The following is a 22,360-nucleotide window of genomic DNA, read 5'->3' on the forward strand; positions in this document are numbered from 1 at the left end:
CATGACTGATGAAGTACTTTTTAATCAAGAAGGTTCATTAGGTGTCATTACATTAAATAGACCTAACGCATTGAATGCGTTGACTTTAAATATGATTCTTAACATCCAGAGACAATTAAGTTTTTGGAAGGAAGATGACGCCATACATGCTGTCGTAGTGCGGGCAGTTCCTGGAAATGCTTTTTGTGCCGGAGGTGATATCCGTTCCCTTTATTTTTCCGGGCAAGTTAATGATGCGGAGCAAATGCAATTTTTTTGGCACGAATATCGTTTAAATCATTTTATCCATCATTTTGGCAAACCTTATATTGCTCTGATTGATGGTATGGTGATGGGGGGGGGAGTAGGAATTTCCATGCACGGAAGCCACCCTATAGCCAGTGAGCGTTTTGTATTCGCTATGCCTGAGACCGGCATTGGTTTCTTTCCTGATATTGGTGCAAGTTATTTGTTAACCCGATGCCCAGGATCTTTGGGTATTTACCTGGGGTTAACAGGAAATCGCTTGAGCTCGCATGATGCAATGAAAGCAGGATTAATTAAAAAAATAGTCCCCTCCCAACAAATGCCGGCTTTGTATGATGCATTAATGAATGAAGATTTATCAGCAGATGCGATGGAGCAAGTAAATCGATGTGTGGACGCCTTTTCGACTACCTCTTCTACTGAGGAAGTTAGTCAAATTAAACCTGCGATTAATGTCTGTTTTGCTCATCCAACAGTCGAAATGATCCGCGGGTCGTTACAAAGTGCTAATACAGTTTGGGCTGAGGCGGTTGATAATACTTTAGCACAGAAATCTCCTTTGAGTCTTAAAGTGACATTAGCGCAATTACAAAAAGCCAAGGGGTTATCTTTAGCACAATGTTTGCAAATGGACTATGATATGGTCAGTCATTTTATGCATGGCCACGATTTTTATGAAGGTGTTCGAGCTCTATTAATTGATAAAGATAAGAATCCTCAATGGCATCCAGTGCGTTTGGATTTAGTTTCAGACCAAATGGTTCAGAAGTACTTTGAACGTTCTCATCCTGGTTTGGAATGGGCTTAGAGTTTCAATTTATTATAAAATTGATTGGATTGGTGTTGTAAATTAAATTTTGACAACACCATCCTTAGGTTATTAATTGAAATAAATATGAGGATTTTGAATTAAAAATTTAATTTTGTATTACTGGGGGTATTTTCTTGCTCTTGGGATACTGGCATTTTTTCTTTGCTTTTATCTTGAAACGTTGTGAATCTATAAACTCCGGAGCCTACGGCTGCGGCAGCAAGGGAGTAGCCTGTGGTTTCAGCAACTGCTTTAACAGGTCCAGCAAAAAATCGTGATAGCATTTTTAATCCTTTTAATAACGTTAAACACTGCAGTGTGTACTAAAATTACACACTACAGTATTTATCATACACTATATTTTTACATAACAAACCATTTTTTTGAAAAATTAAATGATTTGTTATGCAATTATCCTTATCACTAATTTAATTTGGAACCAGTGCTATTTTCTTTTTCCTTGGTTTGCTCTTCAACGATTTCTTCAATTCGAGGCGTTGATTCCTTGGTTGCAAACATAGTATGTCTAGATTTTCCAGGTGAAGGTTGATATTTTTCTGGAACAACTTTCTTCAGTGGTTCAGGCCCCATTGTTTCACCAACACCAGCCACAAGACCAAATATTACGGCGCTTAAGGTCATGCGGATAGGAACTTGTTTCAAAGCCATTTGCCCAAAGGATTTCAGCGAAGCTTTTGGATCGTTAATGAAGCAATAAAATAACGCTTTGGTTACTTTATATGTACTCGCATTGTGCAGACGTCCATCAGGTGTAACAGTCGATTGCAAGAGTAAGTGATCTTTAAATACGGTAGGTGTATATGCGAAACCACCAGCAATCGCTCCAGCTGCTGCTCCGGCTATATAATGTGATTTGTCACCTTTAATTGGCAATCTTTTGGCTATAAGTTCTTCAACAACACATAAAGCTTCAAAATTTATCAAACCTGATGCGTATCTGGGTATAAAACCTCCCATCATCAAACTTCCTGCGTTATGAGGAGTTTTCCACACAAAATTCTTAGGAAGGATATTAGCTTTTCGTAGTGTAGATAAAGACTCGGGTATTTGGGTGACCAAAATATCGCCTAATGCCATAGCCATAACATAATGAAAACTCGCTAAGGAATATTTCTTTCCTTCTTCTTTGCTTATCTCTTCTCTCAGAATTCCTTCTTCTACAGGCTTGGCACCACCTTTAGCACCGGTAACATAGCCAGTTCGAATTAGTGAACCTGAAATAGAGGCTGAAGTCCCAGCATACATCGCATTAAAGAATCCCCAAACGCCCCCTTGGTAAGGAGGAACCATCGTACCGTTCTTGGTTAAATTAACCAAGGAGGTTTTGACTGGGCTTTGAACTAATACGATAGTCATACTGGTAAACAATGCAACGATTGAAAAATTAAGTCCATCCCAAGCTGTTTTGTATACTTGATCCATTGGGGGCATCCATTTAGGAAACTCAGGACCTTTTTTCCCTGGAGGTGGAACATTAGGACCTGAACCAACTGGAGTTGTTACAGGCTTTGATGTTTGTACCGATTTGGCTTGCAAATTATGCTTGACTACATCCATTGGTGTAGTAAACCACTGAGTTGGATATAGGGTTGAGAACCATTTTGTGGTTAACTGTCCGGTTGGCGACGTTTTTATTTGTTCTCTTATAAAATCCATTGGTGTTGGAAACCAAGAATTTTTACCAAGATTTGGTAAATTCCATACTGGTGTAATCGGAGGTGCTTTCCCATCTTTTACGTCTTGCATTCTTTGCTTGATCAAATCCATTGGTGACAACGTACTCCATATAGACGGAACTATGATTCTTTGCCCAGATTTTGAATTTGAAGTTTCACTTTTAGTCTGCATAGTTATATCTTATATTAATTGTTGAATTTGAATTCTAATTATACGGACCAAAAATTAACTAAACCTTAACAAATATGATTAATTAGAACAAAATAAATTCTTCGGGATCATTTTGTGGGCATGCGGGTGTTCAAAGTGAAACAAAACCTCCAGTAGGTTGCTTTTTTTGTTGAAGAAAAATTGTATGTTTACAGGAGGTTACATAAGAAATGCATTCTGCTAATTCGGAAACTGAAACTCAATCTGGAGGTCAGGAAATTTATTATTTAGATGCTCTAAATTTTTAAAACTCAAATGTAAAATCAAAATGTGGAATTATTTTAACCAATCACCTAGGATTTCAATAATTTTTTGTGCTTGTTCTGCACTGGAAATATTAAATTTAGATTTTTGCCAGTATTGATTATTACGTTTTTGATAACGTCTAATTGAAAATTTAACTGGGCCGAAATCATTTTGGGCATTATCCCAATCTTGATACTTAAACATAATCGTAGTCCATGCCCCACGAGTTAATACTTTCTTATCCAATTCTTTAACTGTTTCTGTTCCATTTTCGCCATATGCAATAGTAATTTCATCTATACTTGCTGTCATTTCGTGGTTTACCCCAATGAATATTTCAAAAAACAAAGAACGAATCAATAATATTGCGTCTTTGCGCTAAAATTTTGAGAGTTTATCTTATTTTTTGAACTTACCATAGGGTTGAATTGGGATTTACCCAAAAATAGAAAATCAACGGAAAATGAATGTTTGCAGTTTATTGAATGGATTGTAGTTTACCGTTAACAAAAGTCATGGACACAGTAGGTTGATATTCTCCAGGCTGATAGATCCAAACAACAGGTTTTGTTGCTGTGGGCACGATTTCATTGATAAAAGAATTATTTACTAAAGAAGGGCTGCCACAAGCATAATATACTTTTTGCACCGGATCACCGGCCTGAATACTTGCTCCTTGGCATACAGAAACTGCATTGCTATCAGAACCATTCATTTTAATGGATCGTACTTTTTGATTCACAATATCAATTTCAAGCTGTACTCCGCCACTACCGGTAGGCATATTCCATACCCCATAAAAAGCAGTACTCGTTCCCATATTATTGTAAATGAGTTGTTGTACGGGAATTTTTTGCATCACAGGTTGATTGGATTCCTGTTGGCTTACTGGTTGGCCACAAGCCGCGATCACTTCATCTGGAGTCATCCCCACATTAATGTATCCGTGGTTTTGTGGGCAATAATAAGATTGGGTATCAGCAAACAGACTAAAAGGTAACAGGAGCAATCCTAAGCCAGTACTACTGAGGAGCGTCAATTTCATAATTTAATCCTGATAATCCTCTGCTTAAAATTAAGTATAGTCGCTTTTATAATAATCTCCAGGGTAGGCTTGCGCTAATAAATAAAGTAATAATTTTTAATAAAACCAGGATGATAAAGGGTGAAAAATCAAAGCCTGAAATCTCCGGAACAATCTTTCTACCAAGCTTTAACAAGGGCTCTGTTAGCATGCGTAAAAAATCAGGAATTGGGCCTTGCCAATTTGGATTAACAAAACTCATGATGACGCGCACGAGTATCGCATAAAATAAAATATCACAGGGTTGAATGATTAAGTCTGCAATGATGTAAATGAATAGGAATACAATAGGCATTAACCCGCCTAAGGCCAGAACGCTGATGCAGATAATTTTTAATAGCTCCACCAGAACTAAAGTAATAAAAGCGGGAATATCATATTTTTGTCCCGGCTTATAGGGTTGCTTTGTTATCAGTTGAATGGGATTGACTATGGGGTTAGTCACTTTATAAATCAGTTGGCTTATTGGGTGAAGCGCACTAACACGTAAATAGCGTAGGGCGATGCGAAGCCATAAACTGAAAATGACGAGTGAAAAAAATAAAGAAACAACAAAGATCATTACTACGATAATCCCAGACATATATTCCCCTCTACATGTATTTATGCAACTGATTTTTCAGGATTATATCGCGTCGCTTTATTTTTGTCGCTCACCAAATAATGCTCGCCCAATACGGACAATAGTAGCACCGGCTTTAATTGCTGGGACTAAATCATCACTCATCCCCATAGACAAGGTATCCATGTTTAGACCAAGTTCATGATTGAGTGAGTGCATCAATTGATTAAGCTGCATAAATATCTCATATTGAGTTTGTATATCCTGTTGTGGGGGAGGGATGGTCATTAAACCTCTTAATTTAAGATGAGGAAGTTGACTGACTGCTAAGGCTAATTCTGCAGCCTCTTCTGGTGGTATTCCCGATTTGGTTTTTTCCTCTACTAAACTAATTTGTAAACAAATATTGAGTGGGTCTAAATTGATTGGTCGGTACCCATTGAGTTGCTGAGCAATTTTAAGGCGACTAATACTGTGAACCCAACTAAAGGAAGTAGCAATTCCTTTGGTTTTATTACTTTGAATAGGACCGATAAAATGCCAGCATATAGGTATATTTTTTAATGCATTTATTTTTTGTTGGGCTTCTTGGAAGTAGCTTTCACCAAAGTGATTGATTCCCAGATGAAATAATTCATTAATTGCCTTGATGCTTTGTTGTTTGCTGACAGCAAGCAAGAGCACACTCCCAGGTGTTCTGTCGCATTCAAGCTCAGTTTGCGTGACTATTTGTTTTATTTGATTTAGATTGTGATGAAAATTCATGTTTTTTTGGTACATCATGGAAAAGCTTAACAATAGCAAAAGAAACAATGTTTGCCGAGTACCACTTCGTGAGCTAATCTAATAACATCAGATTTAGATTGGGTCATCAAGTCCAATCTATTATTGATTCAATCGGGATGATTAAGCAATGGACATAGCAGAACTATTGGCGTTTTCAGTAAAAAATAAATCATCAGACTTACATCTTTCCGCAGGTTTGCCTCCAATGATTCGAGTTGATGGAGATTTACGTAAAATCAATTTGCCCGCCATGGAACATAAAGAGGTAATGAAAATTGTCTATGATGTAATGAATGATCGGCAAAGAAAAGAATTTGAAGAGTATTTAGAGGTTGATTTTTCTTTTGAAATAACAAATCTAGCCCGTTTTAGGGTGAACGTGTTTAATCAATTACGCGGTGCAGCAGCAGTTTTTCGTACGATTCCTTCTGATATTTTAAGCATGGATGACCTGGGATTACCGGCTATTTTTGAAGAGATGGCCAGTTATCCTAAAGGATTAGTATTGATTACGGGGCCAACAGGCTCCGGTAAAAGTACTACTTTGGCTGCTATTATCGATTACATCAATGCAAATCGTTACGATCACATTTTAACGGTGGAAGATCCTATAGAGTTTGTACATCAAAGTAAGAAATGTTTGTTGAATCAGCGTGAGGTTCATCGTGACACGTTGAGTTTTAATGCGGCATTACGTTCAGCACTCCGTGAGGATCCGGATGTCATTCTCGTGGGCGAGTTGCGGGATTTGGAAACAATTCGTTTGGCAATGACTGCTGCAGAAACAGGGCACCTAGTATTTGGAACCTTACATACCAATTCGGCAACTAAGACTATCAATAGGATTATTGATGTGTTTCCTGCTGAAGAAAAATCAATGGTACGTTCCATGTTGTCTGAATCTTTGCAAGCTGTAGTAGCGCAAACTTTATTGAAAAAAAATGGTGGAGGACGCGTTGCTGCTTTGGAAATTATGATTTGTACCGGTGCGATACGGAACTTAATTCGTGAAGATAAAGTGGCCCAAATGTATTCCTCCATCCAAACAGGTCAAGGCAAAGGAATGCAAACCTTGGATCAGCATTTAACTGAGCTGGTGAAAAAAAATATTATCTCCACCTATACAGCACGTGAAGTGGCTATCGATAAAAATTTATTTTAAAGTGCTTGCTTCTTTGTTATCTCCGCGAAAGCGGATATTCCATTTTTGAGAGCTGAGAGTTTATTTAAAAATAGATTCCCGCTTTCGCGGGAATGACAAACAATGCTTAAATGACAGGAAGGCCGGGACTTTAAGGCTTAGGCATTTTTCTGTAATTCAATTAATTGAGGAATGCCAATTTCGGCAAGTGCCAGCATGTTATTTAGTTCATCGCGATTAAAATGCTTGTCTTCGGCAGTCCCTTGAATCTCTATGAAATGTCCTGCTTCGTTCATTACTACATTCATGTCCGTTTCAGCAAGCACGTCTTCTGCGTAATCTAAATCAAGGACCGCTTGACCTCGATAGAGCCCCACAGAAATTGCAGCAATGTAATGAAATGCAGGCATTCTACGTATTTTTTCTCGTTCGACCATCCAGTTTATCGCATCTCTCATAGCAACGCAGGCACCTGTAATAGCGGCGGTCCTTGTGCCTCCATCAGCCTGAATTACATCACAATCTAGAGTTATTGTATTTTCACCTAAGACTTTTAAATCAACACAAGCTCTTAGAGAACGTCCGATTAGACGTTGAATTTCCATGGTTCTGCCGCCTTGTTTTCCCTTGCTTGCTTCGCGTTCAGTGCGGCTATGCGTTGCACGGGGAAGCATGCCATATTCAGCAGTAACCCAGCCTTGGTTTTTACCTTTAATAAAACGAGGAACTCCATCAGTTACTGAAGCATTACATAACACTTTAGTTTGCCCAAATTCAACCAGGACAGAACCTTCAGCGTGTTTGGTATAGTTTCTGGTAATTTTAACAGAACGTAGTTGATTGGCTTCTCGATTACTTGGGCGCATAGGATAATCCTCGTTAAAAATTATGAATTATAACGCTTAACTCTGGGAGTTGCATCCTAAAGTATATCCGCCGCAATAAAACAAATCAGGATGGGGTTGAAGATTGATTTATTGAGATAATAATATGTTGAACATTATAGAGGAGAATAATTCACACAGAGCACTAATTAAATGCAAAAATTTTCTTTATATTCATATTGATTAATATTGATTCATCATGTAATTTTGAATTCTATCTATAAAAAAGCGTCCATTATGTACAGTTGCAGTCATGAACACCGTGTTGCTTTATCTGCAGATTTATCTGCAAGCTCGCTGTTTGCCTGCGATTTAGTTGTTTCTCAAAATCTTTCTTCTTTATTAGTGATTCTTTTCTTACCCCTTTTTCCCTAGGGCGGTCTTTGTGAATTATCCGCGCCTCTCTAGGGAGGATGCGAGCGGGTAATGAATACAATTTAACATCGCTTTTGGAGAATATTATGACTCAAACTAAATTTGAGGCGCATAAAGACGAGACGCGCCCTAAAGAAAAGAAAAACAATCTAAGTGTAGTTCAAAGCATCATCTCGGGAAGTATTACTGGGGCTTTTGAAGTGTTCGTGGATCATCCTTTGTGGTCTATAAAGACGCGAATGCAAAAAAGAGAACCCTTTACTCTAAATCCACAAGTATTGTATCGAGGTATATTGCCAAATGCCGCCAGCATGGTCCCAATAACTGCAGTACAAGTAGGTTTGAATCGTTTTTTCCAAAAATGGTTTTTTGAGAATAAATATGAATTGTCTGATACTCAAAAACTGATGAGTGCATTTGCTGCTGGGGTTGGTTCTGCTGCAATTAGTTGCCCGACTGAAATGATCATGACCCATCAAAAAACCAGCTTTATTTCAGCGGGAACTCATTTGGTGAGGCAGGGGGGATGCTCTCGTCTTTATACGGGAATGATGGCAACGATGCTGCGAGAGGGGATGTTTTCTACATTTTTTTTGGCGGTGACTCCTGCATTGAAAGTTAGAATTAAGGAGTATTGCCCCAATGATTTTGCTGCTTCTTCACTTGCAGGTATATTTGCAGGAATAGGCGCAACAGTAGCGTCACAAAAATTTGATGTAATAAAGACAGTCCAACAGTCTTCAATTGCTAAAAATCCTGCTGGTTTTTTCAAAACGACTCAAAAGATCCGTGCAGAACATGGCCTTTATGGCTTTTTTAATGGTGGATTTCCTCGCGGTCTGCGGGTTATGTCTGCAGTTACACTGATGAGTTGGATGAATGAGAAAATGACTGAGATGTTGGCGCATCATCAGCAATCAAAATCCATATCAGGTTCCTCGCTAAGTAAATAATTTTTAATCCCGGGTTAAAAATATTAATCCGGGATATCATGCTTCGATGGGTTTTTAAGTTGGGGTCTTTAATTAATTGTCAAATTGATTTAATATTGTTCATGATAATTGCTAAACTGAGGTAAATATCAAGAGATTTGTCTCTGTCCAATTGCTTTAAATTGGGGTATATTCGCGCAAGGTTTATTCATTGGTATTCTATATGCTTCAAAGTATGACGGCTTTCTCACGAGTTCAACAGCAAATCGAAGAGGGTCATTTTTGCTGGGAAATCAAATCAGTTAATCATCGATATCTGGATGTTTCATTTCGTTTACCTGAATCGTTCCGATTTATAGAGCCTCAATTGCGTCATGCGTTGCGAGATGTAATCAATCGCGGCAAATTGGAGTGTCAGCTTAAGTATCAAGACACAAGTTCTAATAATCAGTCTATGCTTATAAATATAGGCATGGTTAATGCATTAGTTAATTTAAGTGAGAAACTTTCTGCATCACATCATTTGCCGAATGATTTAGGTGTTAGTCGTGTCTTATCTTGGCCTGGTGTGGTGCAAGCGAGTGTGCCCGATGCGGATGTTTTAGGGGAGCACGCAATTTCTTTATTTAAAAGAGGGATTGAGCAGCTAAAACAAATGCGTGTAACAGAAGGGAGCGCATTGAAAGCACATATAGAAGGACGATTAAGTGATTTAGGTCAAGAAGTTAAGCGCGCACGATCTATAGTATTAATGCAAACAGAACAAGTAAAAGATAAACTATTGACCCGATTACACTCAGTGAAACTTGAAGTTCAAGAGTCACGTGTGGAGCAGGAAATTGCTTTAATTTTGACTCGTATTGATGTCAGCGAGGAATTGGATAGATTACAGACTCATCTTGATGAAGTGAGTCGGACGTTAAATTGCGATAAAATCGCAGGAAGACGTCTTGATTTTTTGATGCAAGAATTAAATAGGGAGGCGAATACGCTCAGCTCAAAATCGGACTCTGTAGAATTGACTAAGAGTGCAGTGGATATGAAAGTTTTAATTGAGCAAATGCGTGAGCAAATTCAAAATATTGAGTGAGTACTATTGTGGGTGATTATTCCGGTAATTTATTTATTGTTGCAGCACCTTCAGGGGGAGGCAAAACAAGCTTAGTAAAAAGGTTAATCGAAACCATGGACGATATTGAGGTATCCATTTCGCATACAACTCGAACAATGCGGCCTGGAGAACGACATGGAGTGGATTACTTTTTTACTGATGAAAAAGAATTTATGCGTATGATTGATGATTGTGCTTTTTTAGAGCATGCCCGAGTCTTTAATCATTTGTATGGAACATCGATGGAGCAAATTGCAAGGCGTTTGCAAAATGGTATCGATGTGGTTCTGGATATAGATTGGCAAGGAGCGACTCAGATTAGACGTTCTTTTCCTGAGGCTGTGAGTATTTTTATTGTACCACCATCCTTGGAGGTTTTAAGAGAACGATTGTTGAATAGACGACAAGATAAAGATGATGTGGTTAGTGACCGAATGAAAAAGGCTCAAGATGAGTTAAGTCATTATCCTGAATTTGATTATTTAATAGTTAATGATAATTTTGAAAAAGCAGCGATGGAGTTAGGGGCGATTGTGATTGCAAACCGCTTATGTATTCAGCGACAGATAAATAAACAATCAAAATTGCTTTCTTTCCTAATGTCATCGCAGTAAAATACAAGGTTTTGCTACCGGAGAATGATTTATGGCACGAGTTACAGTTGAAGATTGTTTAAAGAATGTTGCAAATCGATTTGAGCTGGTTATGGTAGCCACGAAACGTGCACGCCAAATTGCGGTTCGAGGAGATCAACCGATGGTTGAATGGGAAAATGATAAACCTACAGTAGTGGCGTTACGTGAAATAGCAGAAGGTTTAATTACCCCAGAAATTTTGGATAAAGAATAGTTAATACTATTTATATAGCCTGGGCGAAGCGGACCTGGGTTAGGTAACTAATTCCAGGATTCCGCTTGTTCACCCTAGCTACGAATCATAGAGAGGATGGTGATTATTCGAGGGTGCCTTAATAGGGTGAATTTAGGGGTATAGGGGTATGGTCATGTTAGATACTAGGGAGTACTGCGTGAGCTACTTTAAGGAGCTCGATGAAGAGCTGAAATGCTATCTTGAGCAGTCGCAAATAGAAAAATGTTACCAAGCCTACTTGGTCGCGGAGAAAGCGCATCAAGGACAAATGCGTCGTTCTGGCGAGCCTTATATTACCCACCCAGTTGCAGCAGCCCTGATTCTCGCCCGAATGCGTCTTGATTATCAAACGATTATGGCTACTTTACTCCATGATGTGGTTGAAGATACCTCTGTGAGTAAAGAAGATTTAACACGCCAATTTGGCGAAGAAATTACCTCTCTTGTTGATGGTGTTACCAAACTAACTAAAATCAAATTTGAATCAAAGGCTGAAGCGCAAGCGGAAAATTTCCGTAAAATGGTCTTGGCTATGGTCAAAGACATCCGCGTAATTATCGTTAAGTTGGCTGACCGACTACACAACATGAAAACTCTTGGTGCAATGCCTTATGCAAAGCGCAGACGCATTGCCATAGAAACCTTAGAAATTTATGCACCAATCGCTAACCGTTTAGGGATGCATTCAATTTATGTAGGCTTGGAGGATTTAGGATTCCAGGCTTTATATCCCATGCGTTATAGAGCAATTAAATCAGCTGTTGAAAAATCTCGAGGCAATCGACGTGAGTTGACCCAAACGATTGAACGTGATTTACAACTGGCTTTGGCACAGTTGAATATTCCTTATGAACAAGTATTCGGTAGACAAAAGCACTTATACAGCATATATAAGAAGATGCGTCAGAAAAAAGCCTCCTTTACCGAGATTACTGATGTTTTTGCTTTTCGCGTTATTACTGAAGATATTGATTCTTGTTACCGTATTTTAGGTGCTTTGCATTGTACTTATAAACCGGTGCCTCAACGATTTAAAGATTATATTGGCATACCTAAAGCGAATGGATATCAATCGCTGCATACGACCTTGTTCGGACCTTTTGGGGTTCCTCTGGAAGTGCAAATTCGTACACGAGATATGGATAAAGTAGCTGATAATGGAGTCGCGGCACACTGGATCTATAAATCATCCGGTCTCGAAGTAAATGAGGCACAATTACGCGCAAGAGAGTGGGTACAAAGTTTATTAGAAATGCAACGGAGTACAGGGAGTTCATTGGAGTTTATCGAAAACGTCAAAATCGATTTATTCCCTGATGAAGTATACGTATTTACTCCTAAAGGTCATATCATGGAATTACCCAAAGGGGCGACTCCGGTTGATTTTGCCTACTCAGTACATTCTGGAGTGGGGAATAGTTGCGTCGCAGCGAAAGTAAACCGAAAACTGGTTCCGCTCAGCATCCCCTTATCTAATGGGCAAACGGTTGAGATTATTACTGCACAGGGAGCTCATCCTAATCCGGCATGGTTAAACTTTGTTGTTACAGGAAAAGCCCGTTCTAATATTCGTCATTTTCTGAAGAGCCAACAAAATACCGAATCAATTAGCTTAGGAAAACGACTTCTTGAGCAATCATTAAATGAGTTGTCTAGTGATTATGCTAAAATACCACCTGAATCCTTACAGGCATTATTAAGTGACTTACATTATAAAGTGATGGACGATCTACTCTATGCGATTGGTATAGGCAATCAAATGGCAATGGTAATTGCCAAAAGATTAGTGGTTTCTCAAGATTCTAATGAGTTAGATAAAGGAATTAAAACACGACCATTGGCAATTAAGGGTACCGAAGGAATGGTGGTGCATTTTAGTGAGTGCTGTCAGCCGATTCCTGGTGATAATATTGTAGGGAAATTCCAGCAAGGTCGAGGAATTATAGTTCATAGCAGTGATTGTGCGACCTTAAAAAATTCACGAAGCAATCCAGAACAATTTGTTGCCTTGCGTTGGGATGAGAAAGTTGAAGGCGAGTACTGGGTTGATATTACTGTTGATGTAGTGAATGAACGCGGGGTATTGGCGGCACTAGCAACGGCCATTGCTGAAGCGGGATCAAATATTGGTAATATTAATGTAGATCCGCGTGATGGTCGGCATAATGCAGTTACTTTCTCAATTAGTGTTGTGGATAGAACGCATTTGGCTCGTGTTATGCGTCGATTACGAGCAAATAAAGTAGTCATGCGTCTTTATAGAAAAAAACAAGGGGATAATTAATGCAACCTGTACATACAAAATTGGCTCCTGAGGCTATTGGAACTTATTCACAAGCAATCCAGTGTGGCAATACAGTTTATCTTTCAGGACAAATACCACTTGATCCAGTAACGATGCAAATATGTAGTGAAGATATTAAATTGCAAATTACACAGGTTTTGGAAAATTTATCAGCAGTTTGTGAAGCTGCTGGCGGCAGTTTGGCGCAAATAGCGAAATTGAATGTTTATCTAACTGATTTGCGTCATTTTCCGTTAATTAATGAAGCAATGAGCCGTTATTTTGCGGCACCTTATCCAGCACGGGCTGCCATAGAAGTTTCTGCCTTACCACGTGGCGCTCAAGTTGAGATGGATGGTATAATGGTTTTGTCTTCGAAGTAATTCATTTACAAGTAGCCTTGATGAAGTTTCAAGCCGTAACCTGAGAAATCAATAATAAGAAAACCGAGCTTTGCTTCATCCAGGCTACATATTTTAACGTCAGAGTTAGTGTATGAGTATAGTTTCCCTTCATAGCGTGTCCCTCAATATTGCGGGTAATCAGTTATTGGATAATGCAGATTGGCAGATTCAGCCTCAGGATCGTATTGCATTAGTTGGACGAAATGGAGCAGGTAAATCTACTCTTCTTAAACTTCTGCAGGGAGATCTGATTCCTGATAGTGGTCAAATCAATCAGCTTTCTGGATTGCGTGTTGCTGGATTAACGCAGGAAGTTCCAATCGCAGAAGAAGAGTCTGTCTATCATTTTCTAGTAAAAAGCCTTGGTGAAGTAGGTGAGGTTTTATCCCGTTTTAATGAATTATCCCAGTTAGGCGATATGGATAAATTAGCCGCATGTCAGCAACAAATGGATAATTTACATGCTTGGGATAAATTGCCACAAATTGAGACTATGGCCAGTCGTTTAGGCATAGACACCCGTGAGCGTATGAATAATCTGTCAGGAGGTATGAAACGCCGCGTGCTTTTAGGCGCTGCGCTGATCGCGACTCCAGATTTATTATTATTGGATGAACCGACAAACCATTTGGATATAGAAGCAATTGAATGGCTAGAATCTTATTTGAAAAGTTTCAAAGGATCGGTATTGTTAGTAACCCATGATAGGGAATTTTTAAGTCAAGTATCCAATCGGATTGTAGAAATTGATAGAGGGAAACTATACCAGCACGATTGTGATTATGAAACATACCTGGACAGAAGAGAGTCCATTCGTCTAAGCGAGCAAAAGCAAAATGATTTATTTGATAAAAAGCTAGCTGAGGAGGAGGTATGGATTCGCACAGGAATCAAAGCACGACGAACCCGAAATGAAGGTCGAGTTCGTGCATTAAAAGCATTGCGTGAAGAATATAAGGCGCGTCGTAATCAATTGGGTAAGGTCAAATCATTTTCCTTAGATGTAACTCGTTCAGGTTCAGTAGTCATTGAAGCAAACCATGTTAATTACAGGTTAGGGGATAAAACGATTTTACATGATTTGTCCTTATTGCTGAGTAGGGGGGATAAACTTGGTATCATTGGTCCCAATGGGTGTGGTAAAACGACTTTAGTACGGCTATTGCTTGGAGAACTACAGCCTGATTCTGGGCAGATAAAGCTTGGTACTTCCTTGAGTGTTGCTTATTTTGATCAATTACGCCGTCAATTACATGAGGATCAAACCGTCATGTTTAATGTAGGTGATGGGGCAGATTATGTAACGATCAATGGCAAACAAAAACATGTAGCCAGTTATTTGCGTGATTTTTTATTTTCGTCCGAACGTTTTAATCAACCGGTTTCAGTGCTTTCTGGTGGCGAACGAAACAGATTATTACTCGCAAAACTCTTTGCCAAACCAGTCAATCTGTTGGTGATGGATGAACCTACTAATGATTTAGATATTGAAACATTAGAACTCCTGGAAGGTATGTTAGCTGATTACCCTGGGACGTTAATATTAATTAGCCATGATAGGGCGTTTATTAATCAGGTCGTTACCAGTGTTCTGGTTTATGAAGAAGCAGGACAGTTTAATGAGTTTGTTGGTGGTTATGATGAATATAAAATGCATAAGAAACAACAACAGCGTGATCTGGCAACAAAAGCACCGATTGTAAAACGAACTACTGCCACAAATAAATTAAGTTTTAATGAGCAACGTGAGCTTGCGCAATTACCACAAAAAATTGAGAAATTGGAAGGAAAAATTGCGGAGTTACAATTACAAATGGCTGACCCTAAGTTTTACCAGCAAGATGCTCAGATGATTGCAAAAGTAAATCAAGGGTTGGCTGAAGATGAAACGTTATTATCCCAGCTTTATGAGCGTTGGGAGGTGTTAGAAGATGTTGAAAAAAGGGACAGGTAAATGTTATTGACATTAGCTTTGGTTGTTCTGTTTAGTTCTATTGTAGTTTTCTTTTCAGAAGAATTTATCAAAGCCTTTAAAAAACTCTTTGCTATAAAAGGTGCCAAAATACTGATACCTATGTTTGCTGCCTCCTGGCTCATTTACACTTTTAATTTTTGGGTTTTATGGGCAGTATTTTACGCGCATGAAATATTGCAAGATGTATTAAATTTTTTAGTGCGTATAATGCCTTTTCAAAAGGGCGCGGTCTCATTAGTATTGGTGTTTATGCTCACCTTTCTTTCCGTAGTCCCTGTACTTATTCTTGATGTGATATCCCGAAGAAAAAGTTTTAAAGGATATCAGCATCCGTATGTTGCGAGTGGAGTAATTTGGATACTATCTGTTTTTCTTTTAATCATCATGTGAGCTTTGTAAAGAAATGTAATTTTTTTGTAAAGATTCATTGTTTTTTTAATAAAACCTTAAGTTTTCTTTTTTATACTTCTTGCTTCAAGTTTGGAATTTAATAAAAACAAAAGGAGAATAAAAGTGTCGTATACTCACCATCATAATCATGATCGAGCTACTGGTGTTCATTCTGGGGGCGCTCATAATCACCATCATCAGGGGCCTCGTGTTATAACTCAACCATATACACCTGTTGTTACTACATCCTATAATCCGCGAGTTCACGTTCATACAACTCGTTCTCCTCAGTTGGCAGTAGTCTCTACTCCCGGTTATCGCTCGAATTATTACTATTCTGGAGGTACTGGAGTACTCGTAGGTTCTTTGATCATCCTTCCTATTATTGTTTTGGCCTTGATATTCAAGCTTACTATGGGCTTTACTGCCGCGTCATTAACTACGGCAGGAGTGGCAGGAGCGGGTGTTGCGGGTGCAATTGGTTTGAATGTTGCAACTTTTGGAATTGGTGCACTTGTTTTATATGGCGCATTAGGTTTGGTTTCTTTGTATTCTAGTGCTAAAGAATGCTACAAAAGCGATAAAAATGTATTTGATATGATCAAATCACGAGTTATTAACGAAGATGGATTGAGTTTTAAAGGAGTTATGAAATCTATAGGGGCGGTACTTTGGTCACCATTTTTACTGCTCGGTGGTTTAGCTGGGATGGGCGTTAAATTAGCGGTCAATGCTCGTACTTCAAAATCTTCAAGTACAGAACAGGATGAGGTGGACTTGGATATAAGAGGTTCTTATACTGAGATGAGTAGTGATTTTCCTCCCCAAAATTCTAAAACCCCTCGAAAAGATGTAGAACCAATCTATTCTGAGTTATATACTAAAGCTTCTTCAGACGTTTCTGGTAGCTATCTTTTAGATTCTCAGACATCTTTTGATACTTTAAGTATAAAAAAATAAAGACTTTTTCAATTAAAAGTAAATTACAGGTTTTTGGGTTCGTGGTTACAGAACCCAAAAATCAGAAAAGAAATAGATACTCATTCAGTTCTTAATTAAAATTTCGCCCCATAGTCATACTTGCTCTGTTTGAGATTAGAGGTGTAGTCTGTCTCATAAGCCATTTTCCTCTTAAGTAGCCTATAATTTCATTAATAGTGCTTTGTTGGAGTTTTAATATGGCTTCTAATATATTGAGAATTCCCGAGCATACTATTTTAATAGGGCAAGAGTTAAATGGAACAGAACTAAAGTTTATTTCGAGTCGATTGGAACAATGGTTTACAGATATAGAAAAAAATCGAGCCCTCAATACAGCTGAAACAAATTCTTATTTAACTACTCAATTTCTTTCACATTTCGGACTCAAAAATTCCTCAGAGGTATTTGATTTTCTTAAATCAGCCGGTGGGAGGGCTACATTAACGATGATAGCTCGAGAACTGATAGAAGAAGAGGCACAGATTCAATCTAAGAGAGAACAAAATGCTGAGGAATTGCTTAAAAAGCAACGGTTACTTTATCTTCTGATGGGGTTAATCGCTGATCGGGAAGCTATGGCCAAAAATGTGGACCGACTCGTTAGACTGGAAATGGAAAAATTACTTACAAAGGAGAAGTATGCTGAGACGAGCCAAGAAACAACTTTTGTCCGATCACCAATTGAAATTATAGATGCTATGATTTATTACTACCTTGAGACCATTCAAGCTCTAGATGAAAAACTGGAACAATTGGAATATCAATTAGAAGAAATCGAAGCAGAATTGGCCACGATTGAAGTAGAAGAACAGCGGATGAACGCTTATCACGAAGAACTTCATGCTCATATTGATATATTGGATACCTATTTAAAGCTCCCTATATTGAATCAACCTAAAGAATCGCCTTCAACTGTTGCCGAACGAAGAATAACCGTTCTAATGAAAGATCTTGAAGCGTTTAAAGAACAAGAGAGAATATATAAAAATACAAACTCCGAAGAGAGCAGGCCTCAAGAAATTGAGGAGCGTCGCATTAGTAGACACATTAAAGTACTTGAGCATGAACTCAATTTTCATCAAGTTCATCTGAGCCAAACAGTGACGAATTATGAGGAATTATTTCGTTTAGCTTTAGAACAAACTCGAGCTCAAATACAGGAACTTCAATCGCGACAAACTTATTTCGGACAGTTCGACACTGAAATTGAAGGGTTGCAATTGCGTGAACGAGGATTGGCTTCTGCGTTAAAAGTTATGAGAAACAAGAAAATACTTCTTAACGATCAATTAGAACAAGTTTTTGATTTTACTCAGGCTCGCTTTATTATCAAACCCGAGGATGAAAAACGTCTTATTCAAAAAAGTGATGGTTCATATGCTTTAATCGCACAAGATGTGGATCCTGCGAATTTAACCGAAGAAGATTGGCTACAAGCGAAACTTAATTTTGATCAAACAAAAGCACGTATTCAAACCCCTCGTTTTAATTTTATGGATAAAATACAAGAAAATTTACATAACCAAATTCAGCGCAAAGAGAAACATTTGAAATTAAGGGATGTATTGGTCAATCAAAGATTGGAGATGCGTCAAGCAAGAGAGACTATGGGGCAATGTTTAAACGATGCACAAGCTCAAAAAACACGGATATTAGGTACTCACACACCTACTCCAAAACCTAATCCACAAGGAAGCTATTTGCAAATGGTTGAAAATTTTGAGTTTTTGACAATAAAAGCCCCCAAGAAAGAGGATATAGAAAAAGTACAAAATGTTATTAAGAACTCCTCAATATCTTCTGAAGTTAAAGGAGAGCTTAATAAATTAATCGAAGAGGTTACACCCGAGAAGATTATGGAGCCCGATAGGAGGCTCAAATGGTTGTATAGTGCCAAACGCTTGATAAAGGATGTAGCACCTACGCCTGAGGTGGATGTGACTATGCGAAAAAAAGAGTAACGAAATTTCCCTTAATATAATGTAATTCAGCTCTTATTCATCAGGGATGATGAATGGTTGTAATCCGTGTATAATAGCGGCAATTTATTTTCAGGTTGCTCTATGAATAAACAGGATTTTTACTTTGATTTACCCCCAGAGCTTATTGCGCAGTATCCATTGGCTAATCGCAGTGACTCACGTCTTTTAACCTATGATCGAAAGAAGGGTGAATATGGTCATTACCAGTTTCGTGAAATAGCTGATTTTTTAAATCCTGGCGATTTATTGGTTATGAATGATTCCAAGGTAATTCCAGCCAGACTCTATGGCCATAAAACTACTGGGGGAAAAGTAGAATTATTGGTAGAACGTATTACTGGTGAGTCGACATTTCTTGCTCATATTAAGGCCAGTAAAGCATTAAAAGCTGGCTCAAAGATTAAGTTGGAACAAAATAAAGAAATTGAAGTGATTGATAGACACGATGATTTATTTCTTTGTCAAGCGGATATGGATGTCTTAAATTTATTGAATGGAATAGGACATATTCCATTACCCCCCTACATTACCCGTAATGATGAAACTCTGGATCAGAATCGTTATCAAACAGTTTATGCAAAATACGAAGGATCTGTTGCTGCTCCCACAGCGGGTTTGCATTTTGATGAGCTTGTATTATCCAGCATACGTTCAAGAGGAGTTTCTGTAGCCTATCTTACTTTGCATGTAGGAGCAGGGACATTTAGACCAGTTCGTTGTGATAATATCAAAGATCATAAAATGCATAGTGAGCGCTTTACAATTAGCCCTGAATTATGTGAGGCAGTGCATGCCACAAAAGCTGCAGGAAATCGAGTAATTGCCGTAGGTACAACCGCTTTGCGTAGTCTTGAAAGTGCTGTACAAAATGGAATACTAACTCCATGTAGCAAAGACACAGATATCTTTATTTACCCAGGATATGAGTTTAAGATTTGCGATGGATTAATGACTAATTTTCACTTGCCTGAGTCTACTTTATTAATGCTCGTTTCAGCGTTTATTGGCCATAAACAAGCAATGATGCTTTACCAAGAAGCAATTGAAAAAGGATACAGGTTTTTTAGTTATGGTGACACCAGTTTATTGCTATAAATCAGGAGATCAGGAATGTTGGCTGCAATACAAAATTTTATACCTGTTTTAACTTCTGAAGCAGGTTTGTGTCTTACAACGGCAAATTGGCAAGAGGCAAAGGTTACTGCAGCATCCTATTCATTAGAAAGTTTGTTGTATAAGCCTGGTCGGGATGTACTTCAAAAAATATCTGATTTAGCGAATTATTTGGCATGTCCTGGGATGATGGTAATTAATGCCTCATCACTCATTGCTAATAAAGAAAAAGTTTATGTTCTTAAGTCTCCGTACGATGGTTCTCGAGTCAAATTGACCTCGTGGGAACTCATCGAACTGATTCAGCATCTTAAACCTAATGTAGTACTCTTACCCAAAAATATCATGCGCGATTTCCCGCAAATTTGGGATAATTGGGATGAGAAAATTGTCCCTTTTATTCATAGTGATGATTTCGAAAAGCACGCAGTTATTAAACCACATGGGGTTTATTTTAAGATTTTAAATGAGCCTAATTGGGTTCAATTAGAACAATGGTCCCATATCCCTCGTTATGTAGTGGGGTATTTTGATGCTGAGTTAATCCAACGTTTGCGTCATCTGGAAATAGGATTTATTGAAACGGATGAGCCAGCCCAAGCCGCAATGCAAGGAAGAGTGTATAGTAATACAGGCACTGTGGATCTAATGGATGCAAAAACAGCGATGCAATTTGAACTGATCGATGCGAATTGTGTTTGCCCTACGTGTTCGCAACAATTTACTCGCGCTTATTTGCATCATTTATTGAACCATACTCCTTTGCTATGTCAGCGATTTTTGATTCAGCATAATGTGTTTTATGTGCAGAATTATGGGGTGAGTTGAGGATTTTTTTACCCTCATCCTAGCCCCCTCCCATAAATGGGAGAGGGGCATGCGGTATTCTTTCCATGCATGGAGGGAGCAATTTTCCTCCCTTCTCCCCCTGGGGGAGAAGGGACTCGTCAGAGCGGATGAGAGGCCTCTTATAATATTTGACAGTTTTTCCCATACCAGCTAGCATTACGGGCAATTTGATGGCGCGGGGTGTCGTGATAAACGTCTGAGAAATACCCGTTGAACTTGATCTGGTTCATACCAGCGTAAGAACGCCTTAAATCTGTATTCGTTTTTTGAGCAGTTAATCTCTTAGAGTACTCTGTACCGTATGGTGGGGTAGTCTTTATAAGTTATTCACGGTTCGCAGAATGCAGATTCATTTCTTCTATTAAGTCTTAACGCGATATCTTTAGCCATCCTATTTTATTAATTAATACAAGGAGCTATGGCATGAGCGCGTTATCTACGAGAACTACCCTATTACTTAATTGGTATGCGAACCCTTATCATACCCCCATTTTTGTGGCCCATGCATTAGGCTATTATCAACAAGAAGGTATAAAACTCGCGATTTTAGAGCCCAGCGATCCAAGCGATGTGACTGAAATTGTAGGTATGGGCCATGTTGATTTTGGGGTCAAGGCCATGATTCATACCTTAGCGGCTCGCGCAAAAGGTTATCCTGTTACCTCAATTGGTACCTTATTGGATGAGCCTCCTACAGGTCTGATTGCGCTTAAATCCAGTGGCATCAATTCCTTTCAGGATATTGTTGGCAAACGAGTTGGTTACATTGGGGAGTTTGGTAAAATCATTATCGATAATTTGGCAACGTTAGCGGGAATTGAGCCTTCCAGTTATGAAACAGTTCGCATTGGCATGAATGTTACTGATGCGATTTGTCGTGACATTGTTGATACAGGCATTGGTTTTATTAATTTTCAAAAAGTTGAATTAGAGCATTTACGAGGCGAAACGGTATTTCTGCGTATCGATCAGCTTGCTGGCTTAGGTTGCTGCTGCTTTTGTTCCATTCAATTTATTGTGCCAGAACGCATGTTAAAACAACCTGAAATTCTTAAAGGATTTCTCAATGCTACTCAACGTGGAGCTGCCTTTACCACCGAAAATCCAGATGAAGCCTATGAACTTTTATGTAGGGCAAAACCTCAATTAAGAACCCCTATGTATCATACAATTTTCATCCGTAGTTTACCTTTTTTCTCGCGGACACTTTTAAATGTGGAACGTGATTGGAGTAAAGTAGGGCGTTTCGGCAAGCATTTGGGAATTATCGATGAGTCCTTTGCAGTAAATGCTTGTTATACAAATGAGTTTCTTCCTAAGATGCCTCATTCTGAGCTGGAACCTATTGCGTGTTGTGTTAGTGAGTGAAATTAAGAGCATTGCCTGAATGCAACTGCACTCAGGCTTCCGTCTATTGAGAAAAGTG

Annotated in this window: 23 protein-coding genes and 1 riboswitch; of the genes, 16 read left to right on the plus strand and 7 right to left on the minus strand. The window is 38.6% G+C overall.

Going from position 1 to position 22,360, the window contains the following annotated elements; genetic code table 11:
* Position 1 precedes the first annotated feature (1 nt).
* Positions 2 to 1,054, plus strand: a complete 1,053-nt coding sequence (locus tag ACWTEW_RS04950) for an enoyl-CoA hydratase/isomerase family protein (RefSeq protein WP_454780655.1) — start codon at positions 2 to 4, stop codon at positions 1,052 to 1,054.
* A gap of 101 nt (positions 1,055 to 1,155) precedes the next feature.
* On the opposite strand, the gene ACWTEW_RS04955 is transcribed toward ACWTEW_RS04950, so the two are convergent.
* The 6 genes from ACWTEW_RS04955 to ACWTEW_RS04980 all read right to left on the minus strand — a co-directional run bounded on the left by ACWTEW_RS04955 (position 1,156) and on the right by ACWTEW_RS04980 (position 5,622).
* Positions 1,156 to 1,341 carry a hypothetical protein gene (locus ACWTEW_RS04955; protein ID WP_454780656.1) on the minus strand — a complete coding sequence of 62 codons (186 nt, stop codon included), beginning with the start codon at positions 1,339 to 1,341 and terminating at the stop codon, positions 1,156 to 1,158.
* A 139-nt stretch (positions 1,342 to 1,480) separates the two neighbouring features.
* The gene (locus ACWTEW_RS04960) at positions 1,481 to 2,845 is read right to left on the minus strand and encodes a hypothetical protein (protein ID WP_454780657.1); all 1,365 of its coding nucleotides are present in this window, start codon (positions 2,843 to 2,845) and stop codon (positions 1,481 to 1,483) included.
* Between the two features lie 396 nt (positions 2,846 to 3,241).
* The gene (locus ACWTEW_RS04965) at positions 3,242 to 3,523 is read right to left on the minus strand and encodes a hypothetical protein (RefSeq protein WP_454780658.1); all 282 of its coding nucleotides are present in this window, start codon (positions 3,521 to 3,523) and stop codon (positions 3,242 to 3,244) included.
* Positions 3,524 to 3,689: 166 nt separating this feature from the next.
* Positions 3,690 to 4,256, minus strand: coding sequence for a DUF2845 domain-containing protein (locus tag ACWTEW_RS04970; RefSeq protein WP_454780659.1), 567 nt, complete (start codon positions 4,254 to 4,256; stop codon positions 3,690 to 3,692).
* A 46-nt stretch (positions 4,257 to 4,302) separates the two neighbouring features.
* The gene (locus ACWTEW_RS04975) at positions 4,303 to 4,878 is read right to left on the minus strand and encodes a YggT family protein (protein ID WP_454780660.1); all 576 of its coding nucleotides are present in this window, start codon (positions 4,876 to 4,878) and stop codon (positions 4,303 to 4,305) included.
* 57 nt (positions 4,879 to 4,935) lie between these two features.
* Positions 4,936 to 5,622 (minus strand): YggS family pyridoxal phosphate-dependent enzyme, encoded by a 687-nt coding sequence (locus tag ACWTEW_RS04980; RefSeq protein ID WP_454780732.1) that lies wholly within the window; start codon positions 5,620 to 5,622, stop codon positions 4,936 to 4,938.
* A gap of 148 nt (positions 5,623 to 5,770) precedes the next feature.
* On the opposite strand from ACWTEW_RS04980, the gene ACWTEW_RS04985 reads away from it, so the two are divergent.
* A complete protein-coding gene (locus tag ACWTEW_RS04985; protein ID WP_454780661.1) occupies positions 5,771 to 6,805 on the plus strand; it encodes a type IV pilus twitching motility protein PilT in 1,035 nt (344 codons plus the stop codon).
* Positions 6,806 to 6,942: 137 nt separating this feature from the next.
* On the opposite strand, the gene rph is transcribed toward ACWTEW_RS04985, so the two are convergent.
* The gene (gene rph / locus ACWTEW_RS04990; RefSeq protein ID WP_454780662.1) at positions 6,943 to 7,650 is read right to left on the minus strand and encodes a ribonuclease PH; all 708 of its coding nucleotides are present in this window, start codon (positions 7,648 to 7,650) and stop codon (positions 6,943 to 6,945) included.
* Positions 7,651 to 7,905: 255 nt separating this feature from the next.
* Between rph and ACWTEW_RS04995 the strand changes: the two genes are divergently transcribed.
* The 14 genes from ACWTEW_RS04995 to ACWTEW_RS05060 all read left to right on the plus strand — a co-directional run bounded on the left by ACWTEW_RS04995 (position 7,906) and on the right by ACWTEW_RS05060 (position 22,302).
* Positions 7,906 to 8,043, plus strand: a complete 138-nt coding sequence (locus ACWTEW_RS04995) for a hypothetical protein (RefSeq protein WP_454780663.1) — start codon at positions 7,906 to 7,908, stop codon at positions 8,041 to 8,043.
* A gap of 86 nt (positions 8,044 to 8,129) precedes the next feature.
* A complete protein-coding gene (locus ACWTEW_RS05000) occupies positions 8,130 to 8,996 on the plus strand; it encodes an MC/SLC25 family protein (RefSeq protein ID WP_454780664.1) in 867 nt (288 codons plus the stop codon).
* A 202-nt stretch (positions 8,997 to 9,198) separates the two neighbouring features.
* The gene (locus tag ACWTEW_RS05005) at positions 9,199 to 10,065 is read left to right on the plus strand and encodes a YicC/YloC family endoribonuclease (protein WP_454780665.1); all 867 of its coding nucleotides are present in this window, start codon (positions 9,199 to 9,201) and stop codon (positions 10,063 to 10,065) included.
* A gap of 5 nt (positions 10,066 to 10,070) precedes the next feature.
* Complete coding sequence (gmk, locus tag ACWTEW_RS05010) at positions 10,071 to 10,700, plus strand: guanylate kinase (protein ID WP_454780733.1); 630 nt, start codon at positions 10,071 to 10,073, stop codon at positions 10,698 to 10,700.
* Positions 10,701 to 10,731: 31 nt separating this feature from the next.
* Positions 10,732 to 10,935 (plus strand): DNA-directed RNA polymerase subunit omega, encoded by a 204-nt coding sequence (rpoZ, locus tag ACWTEW_RS05015; RefSeq protein ID WP_010653170.1) that lies wholly within the window; start codon positions 10,732 to 10,734, stop codon positions 10,933 to 10,935.
* Between the two features lie 178 nt (positions 10,936 to 11,113).
* Positions 11,114 to 13,240, plus strand: coding sequence for a bifunctional GTP diphosphokinase/guanosine-3',5'-bis pyrophosphate 3'-pyrophosphohydrolase (spoT, locus tag ACWTEW_RS05020; RefSeq protein WP_454780666.1), 2,127 nt, complete (start codon positions 11,114 to 11,116; stop codon positions 13,238 to 13,240).
* Positions 13,240 to 13,623, plus strand: coding sequence for a RidA family protein (locus tag ACWTEW_RS05025; RefSeq protein WP_454780667.1), 384 nt, complete (start codon positions 13,240 to 13,242; stop codon positions 13,621 to 13,623). Before spoT ends, ACWTEW_RS05025 begins: the two co-directional genes overlap by 1 nt.
* 112 nt (positions 13,624 to 13,735) lie before the next feature.
* A complete protein-coding gene (locus ACWTEW_RS05030; protein ID WP_454780668.1) occupies positions 13,736 to 15,598 on the plus strand; it encodes an ATP-binding cassette domain-containing protein in 1,863 nt (620 codons plus the stop codon).
* Positions 15,599 to 16,009: a hypothetical protein gene (locus ACWTEW_RS05035; protein WP_454780669.1), complete on the plus strand. Its 411-nt coding sequence runs from the start codon at positions 15,599 to 15,601 to the stop codon at positions 16,007 to 16,009.
* A gap of 123 nt (positions 16,010 to 16,132) precedes the next feature.
* Positions 16,133 to 16,969, plus strand: a complete 837-nt coding sequence (locus ACWTEW_RS05040) for a hypothetical protein (RefSeq protein ID WP_454780670.1) — start codon at positions 16,133 to 16,135, stop codon at positions 16,967 to 16,969.
* Positions 16,970 to 17,187: 218 nt separating this feature from the next.
* The gene (locus ACWTEW_RS05045; protein ID WP_454780671.1) at positions 17,188 to 18,951 is read left to right on the plus strand and encodes a hypothetical protein; all 1,764 of its coding nucleotides are present in this window, start codon (positions 17,188 to 17,190) and stop codon (positions 18,949 to 18,951) included.
* Positions 18,952 to 19,053: 102 nt separating this feature from the next.
* Positions 19,054 to 20,067, plus strand: coding sequence for a tRNA preQ1(34) S-adenosylmethionine ribosyltransferase-isomerase QueA (gene queA / locus ACWTEW_RS05050; RefSeq protein ID WP_454780672.1), 1,014 nt, complete (start codon positions 19,054 to 19,056; stop codon positions 20,065 to 20,067).
* 15 nt (positions 20,068 to 20,082) lie between these two features.
* Positions 20,083 to 20,913, plus strand: a complete 831-nt coding sequence (locus ACWTEW_RS05055) for a queuine tRNA-ribosyltransferase (RefSeq protein WP_454780673.1) — start codon at positions 20,083 to 20,085, stop codon at positions 20,911 to 20,913.
* Positions 20,914 to 21,100: 187 nt separating this feature from the next.
* Positions 21,101 to 21,194, plus strand: a riboswitch (TPP riboswitch).
* 163 nt (positions 21,195 to 21,357) lie between these two features.
* The gene (locus ACWTEW_RS05060) at positions 21,358 to 22,302 is read left to right on the plus strand and encodes an ABC transporter substrate-binding protein (RefSeq protein WP_454780674.1); all 945 of its coding nucleotides are present in this window, start codon (positions 21,358 to 21,360) and stop codon (positions 22,300 to 22,302) included.
* Positions 22,303 to 22,360: the final 58 nt, after the last annotated feature.

The sequence above is a fragment of the Legionella stuttgartensis genome, from assembly GCF_977063405.2.

Excerpts from the sequence above, each read along its gene's own strand:
- rph (WP_454780662.1), bottom strand. The coding sequence starts at position 7,650 with ATGCGCCCAAGTAATCGAGAAGCCAATCAACTACGTTCTGTTAAAATT.
- ACWTEW_RS05045 (WP_454780671.1), top strand. The coding sequence starts at position 17,188 with ATGGCTTCTAATATATTGAGAATTCCCGAGCATACTATTTTAATAGGG.
- ACWTEW_RS05025 (WP_454780667.1), top strand. The coding sequence starts at position 13,240 with ATGCAACCTGTACATACAAAATTGGCTCCTGAGGCTATTGGAACTTAT.
- ACWTEW_RS04980 (WP_454780732.1), bottom strand. The coding sequence starts at position 5,622 with ATGAATTTTCATCACAATCTAAATCAAATAAAACAAATAGTCACGCAA.
- ACWTEW_RS05005 (WP_454780665.1), top strand. The coding sequence starts at position 9,199 with ATGCTTCAAAGTATGACGGCTTTCTCACGAGTTCAACAGCAAATCGAA.
- ACWTEW_RS04985 (WP_454780661.1), top strand. The coding sequence starts at position 5,771 with ATGGACATAGCAGAACTATTGGCGTTTTCAGTAAAAAATAAATCATCA.
- ACWTEW_RS04960 (WP_454780657.1), bottom strand. The coding sequence starts at position 2,845 with ATGGATTTGATCAAGCAAAGAATGCAAGACGTAAAAGATGGGAAAGCA.
- ACWTEW_RS04965 (WP_454780658.1), bottom strand. The coding sequence starts at position 3,523 with ATGACAGCAAGTATAGATGAAATTACTATTGCATATGGCGAAAATGGA.
- ACWTEW_RS04995 (WP_454780663.1), top strand. The coding sequence starts at position 7,906 with ATGTACAGTTGCAGTCATGAACACCGTGTTGCTTTATCTGCAGATTTA.
- ACWTEW_RS04970 (WP_454780659.1), bottom strand. The coding sequence starts at position 4,256 with ATGAAATTGACGCTCCTCAGTAGTACTGGCTTAGGATTGCTCCTGTTA.
- ACWTEW_RS05060 (WP_454780674.1), top strand. The coding sequence starts at position 21,358 with ATGAGCGCGTTATCTACGAGAACTACCCTATTACTTAATTGGTATGCG.
- rpoZ (WP_010653170.1), top strand. The coding sequence starts at position 10,732 with ATGGCACGAGTTACAGTTGAAGATTGTTTAAAGAATGTTGCAAATCGA.
- ACWTEW_RS04955 (WP_454780656.1), bottom strand. The coding sequence starts at position 1,341 with ATGCTATCACGATTTTTTGCTGGACCTGTTAAAGCAGTTGCTGAAACC.
- ACWTEW_RS05035 (WP_454780669.1), top strand. The coding sequence starts at position 15,599 with ATGTTATTGACATTAGCTTTGGTTGTTCTGTTTAGTTCTATTGTAGTT.
- ACWTEW_RS05055 (WP_454780673.1), top strand. The coding sequence starts at position 20,083 with ATGTTGGCTGCAATACAAAATTTTATACCTGTTTTAACTTCTGAAGCA.
- ACWTEW_RS05030 (WP_454780668.1), top strand. The coding sequence starts at position 13,736 with ATGAGTATAGTTTCCCTTCATAGCGTGTCCCTCAATATTGCGGGTAAT.
- queA (WP_454780672.1), top strand. The coding sequence starts at position 19,054 with ATGAATAAACAGGATTTTTACTTTGATTTACCCCCAGAGCTTATTGCG.
- ACWTEW_RS04950 (WP_454780655.1), top strand. The coding sequence starts at position 2 with ATGACTGATGAAGTACTTTTTAATCAAGAAGGTTCATTAGGTGTCATT.
- ACWTEW_RS04975 (WP_454780660.1), bottom strand. The coding sequence starts at position 4,878 with ATGTCTGGGATTATCGTAGTAATGATCTTTGTTGTTTCTTTATTTTTT.
- ACWTEW_RS05000 (WP_454780664.1), top strand. The coding sequence starts at position 8,130 with ATGACTCAAACTAAATTTGAGGCGCATAAAGACGAGACGCGCCCTAAA.